The organism is Flagellimonas alvinocaridis (assembly GCF_965248585.1).
In the GTDB taxonomy this organism is placed as follows: domain Bacteria; phylum Bacteroidota; class Bacteroidia; order Flavobacteriales; family Flavobacteriaceae; genus Flagellimonas; species Flagellimonas alvinocaridis.
Genome location: NZ_OZ252111.1, coordinates 258,210 through 274,378 on the forward strand (window position 1 = coordinate 258,210; position 16,169 = coordinate 274,378).

14 protein-coding genes are annotated in these 16,169 nt (G+C 42.3%); 10 read left to right on the forward strand and 4 right to left on the reverse strand.

Features of this window, described 5'->3' with window-relative positions; translation table 11 throughout:
• Positions 1–174: 174 nt before the first annotated feature.
• Positions 175–492 carry an ArsR/SmtB family transcription factor gene (locus ACP14V_RS01160; RefSeq protein WP_272609245.1) on the reverse strand — a complete coding sequence of 106 codons (318 nt, stop codon included), beginning with the start codon at positions 490–492 and terminating at the stop codon, positions 175–177.
• A gap of 60 nt (positions 493–552) precedes the next feature.
• On the opposite strand from ACP14V_RS01160, the gene ACP14V_RS01165 reads away from it, so the two are divergent.
• Positions 553–1,020, forward strand: coding sequence for a DinB family protein (locus ACP14V_RS01165; protein ID WP_272609246.1), 468 nt, complete (start codon positions 553–555; stop codon positions 1,018–1,020).
• Here ACP14V_RS01165 and ACP14V_RS01170 read toward each other — a convergent pair.
• Positions 1,017–1,763 (reverse strand): DUF3298 and DUF4163 domain-containing protein, encoded by a 747-nt coding sequence (locus ACP14V_RS01170; protein WP_272609247.1) that lies wholly within the window; start codon positions 1,761–1,763, stop codon positions 1,017–1,019. The genes ACP14V_RS01165 and ACP14V_RS01170 overlap by 4 nt on opposite strands.
• 86 nt (positions 1,764–1,849) lie before the next feature.
• On the opposite strand from ACP14V_RS01170, the gene ACP14V_RS01175 reads away from it, so the two are divergent.
• The 4 genes from ACP14V_RS01175 (at position 1,850) to ACP14V_RS01190 (ending at position 7,703) form a co-directional block, all read left to right on the forward strand.
• On the forward strand, positions 1,850–3,004 hold the full coding sequence (locus tag ACP14V_RS01175; protein ID WP_272609248.1) for a cystathionine gamma-synthase: 1,155 nt from the start codon (positions 1,850–1,852) through the stop codon (positions 3,002–3,004).
• 131 nt (positions 3,005–3,135) lie between these two features.
• Positions 3,136–4,479: an NADP-specific glutamate dehydrogenase gene (gene gdhA / locus ACP14V_RS01180; protein WP_272609249.1), complete on the forward strand. Its 1,344-nt coding sequence runs from the start codon at positions 3,136–3,138 to the stop codon at positions 4,477–4,479.
• Between the two features lie 88 nt (positions 4,480–4,567).
• A complete protein-coding gene (gene recO, locus ACP14V_RS01185) occupies positions 4,568–5,287 on the forward strand; it encodes a DNA repair protein RecO (protein ID WP_272609250.1) in 720 nt (239 codons plus the stop codon).
• Position 5,288: 1 nt separating this feature from the next.
• Entirely contained in the window at positions 5,289–7,703 is a 2,415-nt protein-coding gene (locus ACP14V_RS01190) for a TonB-dependent receptor (protein WP_272609251.1), read from the forward strand.
• A 51-nt stretch (positions 7,704–7,754) separates the two neighbouring features.
• Here ACP14V_RS01190 and ACP14V_RS01195 read toward each other — a convergent pair whose 3' ends face one another.
• Positions 7,755–8,054: a hypothetical protein gene (locus ACP14V_RS01195; protein ID WP_136565240.1), complete on the reverse strand. Its 300-nt coding sequence runs from the start codon at positions 8,052–8,054 to the stop codon at positions 7,755–7,757.
• Positions 8,055–8,233: 179 nt separating this feature from the next.
• On the opposite strand from ACP14V_RS01195, the gene ileS reads away from it, so the two are divergent.
• The 4 genes from ileS to ACP14V_RS01215 are packed head-to-tail and all read left to right on the forward strand — an operon-like array spanning position 8,234 to position 13,330.
• Positions 8,234–11,635 carry an isoleucine--tRNA ligase gene (gene ileS / locus ACP14V_RS01200; RefSeq protein ID WP_272609330.1) on the forward strand — a complete coding sequence of 1,134 codons (3,402 nt, stop codon included), beginning with the start codon at positions 8,234–8,236 and terminating at the stop codon, positions 11,633–11,635.
• A gap of 3 nt (positions 11,636–11,638) precedes the next feature.
• A complete protein-coding gene (locus tag ACP14V_RS01205) occupies positions 11,639–12,022 on the forward strand; it encodes a TraR/DksA family transcriptional regulator (RefSeq protein ID WP_136565242.1) in 384 nt (127 codons plus the stop codon).
• A gap of 26 nt (positions 12,023–12,048) precedes the next feature.
• Positions 12,049–12,669, forward strand: a complete 621-nt coding sequence (locus tag ACP14V_RS01210; RefSeq protein ID WP_272609252.1) for a DUF4097 family beta strand repeat-containing protein — start codon at positions 12,049–12,051, stop codon at positions 12,667–12,669.
• A gap of 31 nt (positions 12,670–12,700) precedes the next feature.
• Positions 12,701–13,330, forward strand: coding sequence for a lipoprotein signal peptidase (locus ACP14V_RS01215; RefSeq protein ID WP_272609253.1), 630 nt, complete (start codon positions 12,701–12,703; stop codon positions 13,328–13,330).
• On the opposite strand, the gene ACP14V_RS01220 is transcribed toward ACP14V_RS01215, so the two are convergent.
• Entirely contained in the window at positions 13,327–13,890 is a 564-nt protein-coding gene (locus ACP14V_RS01220; RefSeq protein ID WP_136565245.1) for a 5-formyltetrahydrofolate cyclo-ligase, read from the reverse strand. The genes ACP14V_RS01215 and ACP14V_RS01220 overlap by 4 nt on opposite strands.
• A gap of 471 nt (positions 13,891–14,361) precedes the next feature.
• On the opposite strand from ACP14V_RS01220, the gene uvrC reads away from it, so the two are divergent.
• Positions 14,362–16,152 (forward strand): excinuclease ABC subunit UvrC, encoded by a 1,791-nt coding sequence (gene uvrC, locus ACP14V_RS01225; RefSeq protein ID WP_272609254.1) that lies wholly within the window; start codon positions 14,362–14,364, stop codon positions 16,150–16,152.
• Positions 16,153–16,169 lie beyond the last annotated feature (17 nt).

Genomic DNA, 16,169 nt, shown 5'->3' on the forward strand with positions numbered 1-16,169 from the left:
TTTGACATATTCTCTGCCCCTTCCACTCGAATAGAGGTAAGCCATTTCCGAATTCTTTTGACAATCATTTGTGATGTGCCCATTGAAACTTGGGTTTCGGGGCAGCAATTGTAGTTGATGCAGTTTTCCATAATATTTACATTTCGCTAAATCTCAATATGTATTCCAAAAAAATTACAATTCATTTTTCAGGGTTTCAACAAAGGCCTGGATCACCGCTTCGTTCCTTTTGTAATAGGTCCATTTTCCATGTCGGGTAGGGATGACCAAATTGGCATTTTGCATGCTGTTCAAATAGGTAGAAATGGTGGATTGCGACAATCCTGTCTTGTCTTGGATATACCCTACACATACCCCATCATCAAAATGGTCAATATCTTGGTGGGGCGGAAAATTTACCTCGGGATTTTTCAACCATTTTAAAATATTAACCCTAGTTTTATTGGATAAAACTTTGCTGATTTCAATCACATCCATACAGCTAATATACATAAAATATCTATATATCTAAAAAAATAGATATGTCAAATTAAATTTCAACTAAACCCTGGAATGGAAAAACTATTCGACCTTATTTTAAGCAACAGAAGTATACTTCACAACCATTTGCAGAACACCCCAAAGGAAAAATTGTTCGAAATACCTGAAGGTTTCAACAATAACATTTGGTGGAACATTGTCCATATTGTCGTTTCCGAGCAGCTGTTGATCTATGGCCTCAGTGGCCAACCGTTGGTGGCTCCCCAAGACTTGGTGGAAAAATATAGGAAAGGCACCAAGCCCAATGGCATTCCAAGTGATGCTGAAATTGAACAGGTTTCCGAATTGATGTTCTCACTGCCCAAGAAGACCGCGGAAGATTATAAAGCGGGCGTCTTTGGTTCGTTTAAGCCCTATGCGACATCACTCAAGATTGAACTCAATTCGGTGGAAGAGGCCATTGCCTATGATTTGCTGCACGAAGGAATCCATTTGGGTACCATCACCGCATTGAAAAAGGTATTGGAAAGGGATTCCTAGGACTTCACTTTTTGTTTGAGATAGAGATTGATCTCATTGTACGGCAACATCAATACAATGGGGCCATCGGCATAGGAGGCCACTTCATATTGGTTGTAGATCAATTGTAGGCCATCCTTGGTATAGCCCATGTTGTTTGACAAGTGGAAGACATCACCATCGAACATAAACCCTGTGGCATTGATATTTTCGTCCTGGGGAATATCCTCTTGTATCCTGAACTTGGTCTCCGCAAACTTTTGAAATCCTTCCAGATCGTCAAAAAGTTCCCAGTTTTCCAGTTCGGTACCACTCTGTTTGTCAAAATTCAAGTAGGAGGTAGAGCCATAGCCATGTGCTCCCCCGGTATAGGTATACGATTCAACCTGTATGGTGATTATTTGCGGGTCTTCGTACACAATGGTTCCATGGATTTTGGCTTCCCAGCCTGGGGTTTCATCGGGAAACCGCTCGTTCAGTTCCTTAAAGCTATCGGTAAAGGAAGTCATGGCCGATTGGATTCCGGTAATCTCCTCCTCTCCATCACCAAAAGAAAGCAGGGAGATCATTTCCTCTTCCAAGGACCGATTGATGGTTTTGGCCACAGCGGTATCATCCAGGGCCTTGGGAACATTGATTTCAATAGTGGGGCAATCCTTGCAGTTTTCGCCCTGTAATTCCATGGGCTCAAAAGTAAGGTTGCTTTCATTTTCGCAACCAAAGGCTATAAGAAGTACGAATATCAGGTATGGGGTCTTCTTCATAAAAGGGGTGTTATGCTTTGTCAAAAATAAGACTTCATTGACTACTCCAAAAGATAACGATACATTTGTGTATAGATATTAACAAAATGAGCAAGAAAGATTTACGATTCAATAGCAAGACCATTCACGGTGGACAGTTTCCCGACGAGGCCTATGGTGCCGTAATGCCACCCATTTATCAAACCTCTACCTATGCCCAAACCACCCCTGGGGGGCATAAGGGTTTTGAGTATTCCCGAAGTGCCAACCCTACCCGGACCGCTTTGGAGAATGCCTTGGCCAGTATAGAAAATGGGAACTATGGTCTGGCCTTTGCCAGTGGTCTTTCGGCCATAGATGCGGTCATTAAGCTGCTTTCCCCTGGGGATGAAGTGGTTTCGACCAACGATCTGTATGGCGGAAGCTATCGGCTCTTCAAACAGATTTTTGAAAAATATGGAATCACTTTTCATTTTGTAGGCATGCAAGATGCAGATGCCATCGAGGGATACATCAATGACAAGACCAAGTTGGTTTGGGTGGAGACCCCTACGAATCCCATGATGAACATTATTGATATAAAGGCGGTATCCGCACTGGCCAAAAAACACGAACTGTTATTGGCCGTTGACAATACCTTTGCCACCCCTTATCTACAACGCCCGTTGGATTTGGGTGCGGATATTGTGATGCATTCCGCTACCAAATATATGGGAGGCCATAGCGATGTGGTGGTCGGAGCCTTGGTAGTCAAGGACAAGGAATTGGCGGATAAGCTATACTTTATCCAAAATGCGAGCGGGGCGGTATGTGGTCCCATGGATAGTTTCCTGACGCTTCGTGGTATAAAAACATTGCATGTGCGTATGCAACGGCATTGCGAGAACGGGAAGGCCATTGCGGAATATTTGGCCAAGCACCCGAAGATTGAAAAGGTCTATTGGCCCGGATTTGAGACCCATCCCAACCACGGGGTGGCCAAGGCCCAAATGGATGATTTTGGCGGAATGATTTCATTTGTTCCCAAGGGAGCCAGCTATGCTGATGCGATTCAAATTGTGGAAAAACTTGAAGTCTTCACCTTGGCCGAATCGCTGGGAGGTGTAGAAAGTTTAGCTGGACACCCGGCCAGTATGACCCACGCCAGTATTCCGAAAGAGGAACGGGAGAAAAGTGGGGTGGTGGATGCCTTGGTCCGTTTGAGTGTGGGTATAGAGGACGTGAATGATCTTATAGCGGACTTGGAGCAGGCCATTGGGTGATCAATATTGAAAAATTTTTAAAAAAACGTATTTCAAATTATTGAAAAACAATAATTTTGCCTTCAAATTACAAAATCAATAAAATACAACCCTAAGACGATTCTAAGGGACAACAAATTTTAATCCGTTATATGGAAGCAAAAATTAAAGCATTTATGGATGAGGTCATTGCCAGAAATGGTCATGAGCCTGAATTTATCCAAGCGGTTCAAGAAGTTGCCGAAACGGTAATTCCCTACATTGCCAAACATGATATTTATAATGGAAAGAACATTCTCTTGCGGATGGTAGAGCCAGAGCGATTGATTTCTTTTCGTGTAGCTTGGGTGGATGATGAGGGAGAAATCCATGTGAACCGTGGATACCGCATCCAGATGAATTCCGCCATTGGACCATACAAAGGGGGACTGCGTTTTCACCCTACCGTTAATGCCAGTGTATTGAAGTTCTTGGCCTTTGAACAGGTGTTCAAGAACAGTTTGACCACTTTGCCCATGGGAGGTGGAAAAGGAGGGTCGGATTTTGACCCCAAAGGGAAGTCAGATGATGAGGTCATGCGCTTTTGCCACGCATTTATGACCGAGCTGTGCAGACATATTGGTCCAAATACCGATGTTCCTGCTGGGGATATTGGAGTAGGTTCCCGTGAAATTGGGTTCCTTTTTGGAATGTATAAAAAGATACGTAACGAGTTCACGGGCGTGCTTACCGGAAAAGGACGTTCATGGGGAGGTTCCCTTATCCGTCCCGAGGCTACTGGATATGGTACCGTGTATTTTGCCGATAGTATGCTAAAGACTAGGAATGAGTCTTTTAAAGGTAAAGATGTGGTAATATCAGGTTCTGGGAATGTTGCCCAATATGCAGCCGAAAAAGTATTGCAATTGGGAGGTAAGGTGCTTACCCTTTCCGATTCAGCCGGATATATTTATGACAAGGATGGTATTGACAATGAAAAACTGGCCTTTGTCATGAACCTGAAGAACAACAAGAGAGGTCGAATTTCCGAATATGTGGACAAATACCCATCAGCGGAGTTCCATAAAGGAGAAACCCCATGGAAAGTAAAATGTGATGTGGCCCTTCCGTGTGCCACCCAAAACGAACTAAATGGGGATGATGCCGCTGTACTCATCAAAAATAGATGTATTGCCGTGGCCGAAGGGGCCAATATGCCTTCAACACCTGAAGCCATCCATGCATTCCATGATGCGGAGATTTTATTTGCACCAGGAAAGGCCTCCAATGCAGGAGGTGTGGCCACTTCAGGATTGGAAATGTCACAGAACTCTTTGCGCATCAGCTGGACCCGTGAGGAAGTTGATGAAAGACTTAAGGGAATCATGGAAGATATCCACAATGCCTGTATAGAATACGGAAAAGAGGAAAATGGGTATTGTAATTATGTGAAAGGCGCCAATATTGCCGGTTTTGTTAAGGTTGCAGATGCTATGTTGGCCCAAGGGGTCATCTAACTTTTAGATAATCAGCCAGAGTTTTTGGTTGGCAGTTACCGGAAGGAGTAGTTATTTTTATCTTTCGGTAACTGCTTTTTAGTTTTATATGCAAATCACCACAAAGGCCATAGTTCTTTCATCCCTAAAATATGGGGACACCAGTCTTATTGTACGGGCGTTTACTGAATCCGATGGACTTAAATCCTATCTGTTGAAAGGAGTGCTGTCCTCCAAAAAAGGAAAACTGAAGCCGGCCTATTTTCAGCCGTTGATGCCTTTGGAAATTGTGGCCAACCATAGAAACAAGGGGACACTGGAAAGCATCAAGGAAGTAAAGGTGGCCATGCCCTACAAGACCTTGCATACGGATATTTTGAAGAACAGTGTGGTGCTTTTCTTGGCGGAAATGCTGGGCAACAGTATTCAGGAACAGGAAAAAGACCAAGCTCTTTTCAATTATTTGGAATACAGTCTTCATTGGCTTGATGAACATCCGCTTTCCCCCAATTTCCACATTCTATTTTTAATCAACCTTACTAAATATTTAGGCTTTTACCCAGACACATCATATGGCAACGAACCGTATTTTGATCTTTTGGAAGGGAGTTTCTGTATAACACCATCTGTTAATCCATTGATTCAGAATGAAATACTGATTGATTTTAAGAAATTTTTAGGCACGAATTTTGATGCATTACAGGGAATACAACTAACTAAGTTTAACAGGCGGGAACTCTTAAAAAATATGGTGCTCTATTTTCGTTTGCATGTGCATGGATTTAGGGAACCAAGGTCTCTTGCCGTATTAAATGCCGTGTTTCAATAATATGCACAAACCAACCCTGATCCTATTTTTTTTATTGTTTTCCGTTATACTTTTCGCCCAAGATGTTACTGTATGGGATGCTGATTCAGGAACACCTATAGACAATATTGCCGTTTTTAATAAAGACAGGACCAAGACGACGGTAACCGATTCCAATGGAAAATGCGATTTGAGGTTTTTTTCGATGACAGAGAAAATTACGTTCCAGCATATTAGTTACGAGACATATACAATTACCAAGTTGCAGATAGAAAAAAAGGGAAACCGGATATATCTGCATCTTAAATCAGAAGAATTGCAGGAAGTGATTCTTTCAGTCTCGAAATGGGAACAACAAAAGAAGAAGATACCGCAAAAAATTGAAACTCTGGATGCACGCAGCATAGCATTCACCAGTCCGCAGACTTCGGCAGACTTGCTGCAGAACAGCGGAAAAGTATTTGTACAGAAAAGTCAATTAGGTGGAGGTAGCCCTATGATTAGAGGTTTTGCAACCAATAGATTGCTGCTTTCAGTAGATGGGGTTCGCATGAACAACGCCATTTTTAGGGGAGGCAACCTACAAAATGTGATTTCCATTGACCCATTTACGATAAAAAAGACCGAAGTTATTTTTGGCCCGGGATCCGTTATTTATGGGAGTGACGCAATGGGGGGAGTAATGAACTTCTATACCCAGAACCCTCATTTTTCATATACGGATAGTTTGGCATTTTCTGGAAGTGCCCAGTATAGATTTGCTTCCGCCAATAATGAAAGTACTACTCATGTGGACTTTAATTTGGGACAGCAAAATTGGGCGTCCTACACGAGCATTACCTACAATGATTTTGATGATCTGAAAATGGGTAAGCATGGTCCAGATTCGTATTTACGGAACAACTATGTGGTGCGTCGTAATAATATGGATGTTTTGGTGGCAAATGACGACCCGAGAAAGCAGATTGCATCAGGGTACGATCAGATTAATTTACTGCAAAAGTTCACCTATAAGCCCAGCAATAGTTGGAACTACGACTTGGGACTATACTATTCGGAAACTTCGGATTATTCGCGTTACGATAGGTTGATTCGTCCTACCGGAGATGGACTGGGGCTACGCTCCGCGGAATGGTATTACGGGCCACAGAAATGGTTCATGGGAAATTTTCAGGTCACCCATAAGGCAAACAATAAATTCTATGATGGCGCAAAGCTCACAACGGCCTATCAGTTTTTTGAGGAAAGTAGGTACGATAGAGGTTTTAATGACCTGGAATTATTTTCAGCAAAGGAAAAGGTAGATGCCGTTTCAATGAATTTGGATTTTGAGAACAAAAAAATGGGCAAGCTCCATCTCTACTACGGAGGAGAATTTGTGCTTAACAAAGTAAATTCCAAGGGAAGCCAAAAAAATATTGAAACAAATGCCGTTGAACGGACAGCGTCCCGATATCCGGATGGGGCAACATGGCAAACCTTGGCAGGGTACATCAATGGGGAGTACGATCTAAAACCCAATTTTACCATATTGTCAGGTATTCGATACAGTCAGGTTTGGGTAGATGCGGTATTTGAGAAGACCTTTTATCCCTTTCCTTTTGATGAAGCCGATATTATAACAGGAGCACTAACCGGAAGTTTGGGATTTAGCTGGTTCCCTAAAGCGGATTTGCAGCTTACTTTAAATGGGTCAACTGGATTTAGGGCACCAAACATTGATGATATTGGAAAGATTTTCGACTCGGAACCGGGCTCTGTTGTTGTACCTAACCCCGATTTGGAACCGGAATATGCTTACAATGCCGAAATAGGTGTTCGAAAAAACTTCAAGGACAAACTTGTACTCAAAGGCGCAGCATATTATACCTATTTGGTGGATGCACTGGTGCGAAGGGATTATTCCTTCAATGGGCAAACCGAAATTGAATACAATGGGGAACTTAGTAATGTACAGGCCATTCAGAATGCGGCCCGAGCCTATGTCTACGGATTCGAAGTAGGTGTGGAAGCCTATTTGGATGAAAACTGGTCTTTGGTGTCCAACCTTACCCTGACCGAAGGAACTGAAGAGGACGACGATGGTACTGATAGCCCAGCCCGACATGCGGCGCCTACTTTTGGGGACGTGCATGTGGTTTGGCAGAACCAAAAACTAAAAGCGGATGTCTTTTTAAATTACAATGGAGAGATCAGTAATGAAGATTTGGCCCTTTCCGAACAGGGCAAAACCTATATCTACGCCAGTGATGCCAACGGAAATCCGTATGCTCCCTCATGGTACACGCTGAACTTTAAATCCCAATATCAAATATCCAATGCGTTCAAGGCAACCTTGGGTCTGGAAAACATGACCAACCAGCGATACCGTACATACTCTTCGGGTATTGTGGCTCCGGGGACCAATCTTATTTTGGGCTTGGGGTATGTGTTCTAAAATAAAAAAGGCACGGAATTCCGTGCCTTTTTCCATATGTATCGCTCTTGACTAGATTTTCACACTATCAATGGCTTTTTTGGCCGCTTCTTTGGTCTTGTCCATGGCTTCCTCTCCAGCTTTTTTAAGGCTATCCAAAGCTTTTTCACCCATTTCTTGTGCTTCTTTTCCGGCTTCCTTGATGGCATCGCCTGCATCTTTTGCGGCATCCTCAAGGCTTTCACCAGCATCCTCAAGGGCTTCAGTAGCTTCCTCGGAAGCTTCTTTTGCTTTATCGGAGGCCTCCTTACAGGACGTCAGCACAGACATGGATAAGGACAGGGCCATAACAGTAATAAAAACTTTTTTCATGTTTACATGGTTTAGTGTTAATCCTGTTAAGATATATAATTTAAGATAAATGGAAGATTTTGATTATATCATATTTAGGTTAAGGATATTAAGTGAATACTAATGCCTTTTCAGGAGGTGTAATTCCATCTAAATTTATAATTTTGCAAACTTGGAATTCTAGAAGAGTAGCAGTAGATATGAAGTTTGCGGAATATAAGGGATTGGATTTGCCAAAGGTATCGGAAGAAGTTCTGGACTTTTGGAAAAAGAACCAGATTTTTGAAAAGAGTGTTTCCACTAGGGAGGGCAAGGAAAGTTATGTGTTTTATGAAGGACCTCCTTCCGCAAACGGTATGCCGGGCATTCACCATGTTATGGCCCGTACCATTAAGGATATTTTCCCAAGGTACAAAACCATGAAAGGTTTTCAGGTAAAGCGTAAAGCTGGTTGGGATACCCATGGCTTGCCCATAGAGATCGGAGTGGAAAAAGAACTCGGGATCACCAAGGAGGATATCGGCAAGAAAATCTCTGTTGAAGAATATAACGCTGCCTGTAAAAAGGCGGTAATGCGCTACACGGATGTCTGGAACGAGATGACCGAGAAAATTGGGTATTGGGTGGATATGGATGATCCCTACATCACCTACAAGCCCAAATACATGGAATCCGTTTGGTGGTTGTTGAAGCAAATTTATGACAAGGGTTTGCTGTACAAAGGTTACACCATTCAGCCCTATTCACCAAAAGCGGGTACCGGATTGAGTTCCCATGAGCTCAACCAACCAGGGACCTACCAAGATGTGACGGATACCACGGTTACGGCCCAGTTTAAAGCGAAGAAAGAAACACTTCCCGATTTTCTGAAAGGAATCAAGGGCGACTTGTATTTTTTGGCATGGACGACCACACCTTGGACGTTGCCTTCCAACACCGCATTGACTGTAGGGCCAAAAATTGAATATGTTACCGTAAAGACATTCAACCAGTATACCTTTGAGCCCATAACTGTTGTGTTGGCCAAAGGTTTGGTGGGAAAACAATTTGCCGGGAAGTTCACCCAAGTGGAAACTGAAGCGGAATTGGTCGAATTCAACAAAGGCGACAAAAAGATTCCTTATTGGATTGGAGAAAGCTTTGTGGGCAAGGATTTGGTCGGTATCCAATACGAACAACTATTGCCTTATGCGCTTCCCTACCAAAATCCCGAAAATGCATTCCGTGTAATTTCCGGGGATTTTGTGACCACGGAAGACGGTACAGGAATTGTGCACACCGCACCCACCTTTGGTGCGGATGATGCCTTGGTGGCCAAACAGGCGGAACCGGAAGTACCTCCCATGCTCGTCTTGGATGAAAATAACAATCCCGTTCCCTTGGTGGATCTACAGGGAAGGTTCAGACCTGAGATGAAAGAGTTGGGCGGTAAGTACGTAAAAAATGAATATTACGAAGATGGTGAGGCTCCGGATAAGTCAGTTGATGTTGAGATTGCTATCAAACTAAAGGAAGAGAACAAAGCCTTCAAGGTGGAAAAATACGTTCACAGTTACCCCAACTGCTGGCGTACCGATAAGCCTATTTTATATTATCCTTTGAATTCTTGGTTTATCAAGGTCACCGATGTTAAGGATCGTATGTTCGAGTTGAACCAGAGCATCAACTGGAAGCCAAAGGCAACCGGTGAAGGACGTTTTGGTAATTGGTTGGCCAATGCCAACGACTGGAACTTGTCCCGCTCTAGATATTGGGGCATTCCATTGCCCATCTGGAGAACCGAGGATGGCAAGGAAGAACTCATCATAGGCTCTGTTGAAGAGCTCAAGGCCGAAATGGCCAAAGCCGTTGAAGCTGGGGTGCTGGGCAAAGATGTTTTTGCTGATTTTGTAGTGGGCGATATGAGTGAGGCCAACTATGACAATATCGACCTGCATAAAAACATTGTGGACGGGATAACCTTGGTGTCTCCGTCAGGGCAACCCATGAAACGGGAATCAGACCTTATCGATGTTTGGTTTGACAGTGGCTCCATGCCCTATGCCCAATGGCACTACCCTTTTGAAAACAAGGAATTGATTGATGATGGCGTGGCGTTCCCGGCCAATTTTATTGCCGAAGGTGTGGATCAGACCCGTGGATGGTTCTATACCCTGCATGCCATTGCCACAATGGTTTTTGATACGGTTTCCTACAAGAATGTGGTTTCCAACGGACTGGTTCTGGACAAGGAGGGCAAGAAAATGTCCAAACGTTTGGGTAATGCCGTGGATCCCTTTGAAGTGTTACCGGAACATGGCCCTGATGCTACACGCTGGTACATGATTTCCAATGCCAACCCGTGGGATAATCTAAAATTTGATATTGATGGAATTGTTGAGGTGAAGCGAAAGTTCTTCGGAACACTGTACAACACCTATTCCTTTATGGCGCTTTACGCCAATATTGATGAGTTCACGTATACCGAACCCGATGTTCCGTTGAAGGAAAGACCTGAAATAGATCAGTGGATCTTGTCTGAACTGCATACCTTGATCAAAGGTGTGGATGAGGCCTATGCTGATTATGAGGCGACGAGGGCAACCCGGATGATTTCAGACTTTGTACAGGAAAACTTGAGCAATTGGTATGTGCGTTTGAGCAGAAGGCGGTTCTGGAAGGGAGATTATCAACAAGATAAGATCTCAGCCTATCAGACCTTATACACTTGTTTGAACACAGTGGCCAAGCTATCGGCTCCCGTTGCCCCATTTTTTATGGAACAGTTGTACAAGGATTTGAACAAGGCCTCATCAAAAGAAAATTTTGAAAGCGTGCATTTGGCAGAGTTTCCGGTATTTGATTCCACCATGGTGAACAAAAAATTGGAGCGTAAGATGCAATTGGCCCAGAAAGTATCTTCATTGGTGCTTTCCATCAGACAGAAAGAAAAGATAAAGGTGCGCCAACCGCTTCAAAAAATAATGATCCCTATTTTGGACAACACCCAAAAGGAAGATATCGAGGCGGTTTCAACCTTGATCAAATCCGAGGTGAATGTCAAGGAAATTGAACTGCTCGATGATGCTTCAGGCATCCTTGTAAAACAAATAAAACCTAATTTTAAGGTTTTAGGGCCTAAATTTGGTAAGGATATGAAAGCCATTGCTGCTGCAGTGAGCCAACTGGGCCAAGAGGATATCCAAAAAATGGAAAGTGAAGGTGAATTATTGCTTGAATTGGATAATAAAAGCGTTAATTTACAGTTGACAGATGTAGAAATAACCTCACAAGATATTGAAGGTTGGTTGGTGGCAAGTTCCGGATCGCTTACTGTAGCCTTGGATATTACCATAGACGAGGCCCTTAGAAAAGAGGGAATTGCGAGGGAATTGGTCAACAGGATCCAAAATATCCGAAAAGAATCTGGATTTGAAGTAACGGATAAAATTGACATTAAAATACTGAAAGACGGTTTTGTGGAAAATGCGGTTTCCAGTAACGAGGATTACATAAAAACGGAAACCTTGACGGCAGAACTGAATTTTGAAGAAAAACTAGATGAAGGCATTGCAATTGCCTTTGATGAAGTGAATACAAAATTGTTTATTCAAAAGCATTAGAACATGGCCGAAGAACTAAAAGTACGATACTCGGATAAGGACCTTGAAGAATTCAGGGCCTTGATAGAAGAAAAAATAGAAAAGGCTAAAAGCCATTTGGAACTTTTGAAGAGTTCTTATATGAACGATGGCAACAACGGAACGGACGATACTTCGCCCACCTTCAAAGCATTTGAAGAAGGTTCGGAGACCATGAGCAAGGAGGCCAATACCCAACTTGCCATTCGTCAGGAAAAATTTATCCGGGACCTTAAGAGTGCTCTTTTACGAATTGAGAACAAGACGTATGGAATTTGCAGGGTTACAGGAAAACTCATCAATAAGGAAAGGTTGAAACTTGTTCCGCATGCCACGTTGAGCATAGAGGCGAAGAACATGCAGAAATAATAAACGCCTTAGGGCGTTTTTTGTTTATGAGGGCAACGGTATTTTTGTTGGGCTTCTTTTTCCTTGCGCAGCTTCAAGGACAGAAATTGGTAAAGAAAGCCTTTGTTGGTCCTAGAACGGAGTTTGTTCAAATTGACGCCCAAAATTGCTATACTATTAAACTAAGTACTACCACCGCCAACGAAATCAGTGTTGCTGCCAGCATAGAGGGGGAATATGCCAAAGACTTGTTGGTTTCCATTGAAGAAGAAGGATCAACCCTACGAATTAGTGCCGATTTTCAACCAAATTTTACCAACCCCAATGATAAATTAAGTGCACACAAAGTAATTTCCGTTGCATTGCAGATTACAGTCCCGTACTATAAAAATGTGTCCGTTTTTGGAACCAAAAGCGAAGTGCAGGTTGAAGGGAATTACAAAAACTTAAACATTAAACTTTCCGAGGGCCGATGCGTTCTTGAGAATGTCTCAGAAAAAGTGGAGGTGGCCACGCAAAGTGGGGATATTTGGTTAACGACCAGCGATGGACATATATTGGCGGAGAGCTCTTATGGCAATGTGGAACGTAACCCAATTCCTAAAGGGAATAACCAATATGTGTTGAAGAGTATCGAGGGGAACATCCATCTTAGGAAAACAAAATAATATCTATATTTTTGCAACTTCGTTAAAAGATATGAGTTTAAAAAAATCCTTGTTCATCATTGTTTTGATCCTGCTTGTGGATCAGATAAGCAAAATCTATATCAAGACCAGTTTTGTCTTGGGAGAATCAGTGGACGTGTTAGGGTGGTTCAAAATACTTTTTATTGAAAATGAAGGAGCGGCTTGGGGTACCAAGTTGAGTGATCTTTTGCCTATTTCTGAACCTGTTGGAAAGTTGATACTGACTGTTTTCCGAATTTTTGCCGTTTTTGGAATTGGCTATTGGCTATGGGATATCACCAAAAAGAAATCACCAAGGACTTTGATTTTGGCCGTATCGCTAATTTTCGCAGGGGCCTTGGGTAATATCATCGATTCTGTCTTTTACGGGGTCATTTTTGATCATAGCAGCGGACAGGTGGCCACATTGTTTTCTGATGAACCTTATGGAAGTTTATTGCACGGAAAAGTGGTAGACATGCTTTACTTTCCGATGATAGATACGACATGGCCCGATTGGGTTCCGTCCATTGGAGGCAATAGATTCCGTTTTTTTGAACCCGTTTTCAACATAGCGGATACGGCGATAAGTACAGGGGTCGGAATTTTAATTGTCTTCAATAAAAAGGCATTTCCAAAACAGGAAGAAGCAGCGGATTAAAATTTGTATACCTTCTTTGGGGTAACGCAGTAATCCAGCTTCACATCGCTTTGGTGGGTGTCCGTAATCATGGATTCTTCCACCTCAAAAAAAGAAAGCCCAATTTTAACGGTTTCTGTTCTGCATTTACTTAGTAAAGTGTCATAGAATCCTTTACCGTACCCCACACGGTTACCGTTGCAATCAAAGGCCAAAAGGGGCAAAAAGACTACATCTATTTTACCTTCGGGAATTAAAATACCGTCTACGGGTTCGGGAATATGCCACTTATTTTTCTTGAATCGGGTACTGTCGGTCAATAAATAGTTCTCCAAGGAGTGGTCGCCAACTACTTTAGGAACCACTACGTTTTTGTCTTTACCTTGAAGCAAGGTGATTAAAGGCAATGTGTCCACTTCCATGTGTTCCTCTATGGTCAGAAAAATATGGAAATAAAAAAAATCCCAAATTGGGATTTGAAGTACATGATTTGTAAGGAGTATACTTAAATCCGAGGTAGAGGAGGCATCAAGCTCGGCCCTTAGATTTTTGTATTTTTTTCTTAGTTCATGTTTCAACATCTAGTGCTGAAATTTGGGGTAGTGTTTTGGGCATACATTTCTATTCTCCTCTGGTGGAAACCGAGAAGAAGATTTTGAAGAAAAGCATCAAAATCAAGTACATTCCCAAAACGATCACATAGTTTTCCATAGGATTGTATTTATACCGTTAAATGTAGGTAAAAGAATTGATAAGTTCACCATGAAATGCATCTTTTATCGATGAAATGCACCTTTTTTTGCAACAGTTTAACATTTTTAAAGGACCCTTAACTTGCGTATTGCAGGTTTTCCATTGTTTTTTTAAGGGAAATCCACAGTTTTATACCATTCAAATCAAATCGGCCCAAATTCTTTGTAATTGGAGTCCGTTGGTTGAAAGGAGCCAACGATCAATGCAGAACGGGAAAGTATCAAGTTTAACAAAAATCCCAATAATTTACATTTAACTTTGTTAGCAGTACCGCTGTAGGGCCAATTTTGTAATATTCTATGTCCAACCCATCCATCAATGTACAAATAAGTGTACTGCCCAATAACCCGGGAGTGTACCAATTTTATGATAAGGAAGGAAAAATCCTGTATGTGGGAAAGGCCAAGGATTTGAAAAAAAGGGTGTCTTCATATTTTAACAAGAAACAAGAATATGGGAAAACCCGTGTCCTTGTAAAAAAAATACACTCTATAAAACATATTGTGGTGGCTACAGAATCAGATGCCCTGCTTTTGGAGAACAATCTGATCAAAAAATTGCTCCCCAGATACAATGTGCTGCTCAAGGACGATAAATCTTATCCATGGATCTGTATTAAGAACGAACGTTTTCCCAGAGTGTTCCCAACCCGTAAATTGATCAAGGATGGCTCTGAATATTATGGTCCCTACACCAGTATGAAGACGGTACGCACCCTGCTTGACATGATCAAAGGCCTTTATCCTTTACGAACTTGTAATTATGATTTGTCTGCCGATAAAGTCGATGCCGGAAAATACAAGGTATGCCTGGAATATCATCTGGGAAATTGCTTGGGCCCATGCGAAGGCCTCCAAACAGAAGAGGAATATCATGGACAGATAGAGGATATAAGGCACATTATAAAAGGAAATTTTAAAAGTTCACTCCAGTCCTTCAAGCAGCAGATGAAAGATTTTGCAGAGAAAATGGAGTTTGAAAAAGCGCAAAGAATCAAGGACAAAATAGACATCTTGGAAAATTACCAGGCCAAATCAACAGTGGTCAACCCCAAGATCAACAATGTGGATGTCTTCTCTATTGTTTCCGATGAGACCTATGCCTACGTTAATTTCCTACAACTTTCCCATGGTTCCATAATTCGATCGCACACCTTGGAGATCAAAAAGAAACTGGACGAGACCGATGAGGAACTGCTGCAGTTGGCCATTACCGAGATTCGCCAACGATTTAAATCAACCTCAAAAGAAATATATCTCCCATTTCCAGTGAGTGTGGAAAAAAACCTTAAGGTTACTTTACCCAAGTTGGGAGATAAACGGAGGATTTTGGAGCTTTCGGAACGCAATGCACGGTTTTTTAGGCAAGACAAGCTAAAGCAGATCAAGATTACCGACCCCGATCGGCATACCAAACGGATTATGGCCCAGATGAAATCCGATTTGCGGTTAACCGTTGAGCCGGTACATATTGAGTGTTTTGATAATTCCAACATTCAGGGAAGCAACCCTGTTGCAGCTTGTGTTGTCTTTAAGGATGGAAAGCCGTCCAAAAAGGATTATCGGCATTTCAACATTAAAACGGTTGAAGGTCCGGATGACTTTGCCAGCATGGAAGAAGTGGTATACAGAAGATATAAGCGATTACTCAATGAAGAAGAACCGCTTCCCCAGCTCATTGTTATTGATGGAGGTAAGGGACAATTGTCATCGGCCCTAAAAAGTTTGGATGCTTTGGACCTTAGGGGGAAGATTGCAATCATTGGCATAGCCAAACGGTTGGAAGAAATTTATTTTCCAGAGGATCCCGTACCCCTGTATTTGGATAAACGGTCCGAAACTTTAAAGATCATACAACAACTGAGGAATGAGGCCCACAGATTTGGAATTACCCATCATAGGAATAAAAGGAGCAAGGACGCCATTGGTTCCGAGCTGGAGAGCATAGAGGGCATCGGCAAAAAAACGACAGAGCAATTGTTGAAAAGTTTTAAATCGGTAAAACGAATTAAGGAGGCCTCAATAGAAAGTTTGGCAGAATCTGTTGGAGAGGCAAAGGCACAGAAAATATATAAATCCTTTCACCAGTGAAAAAGGAAATGAGACAC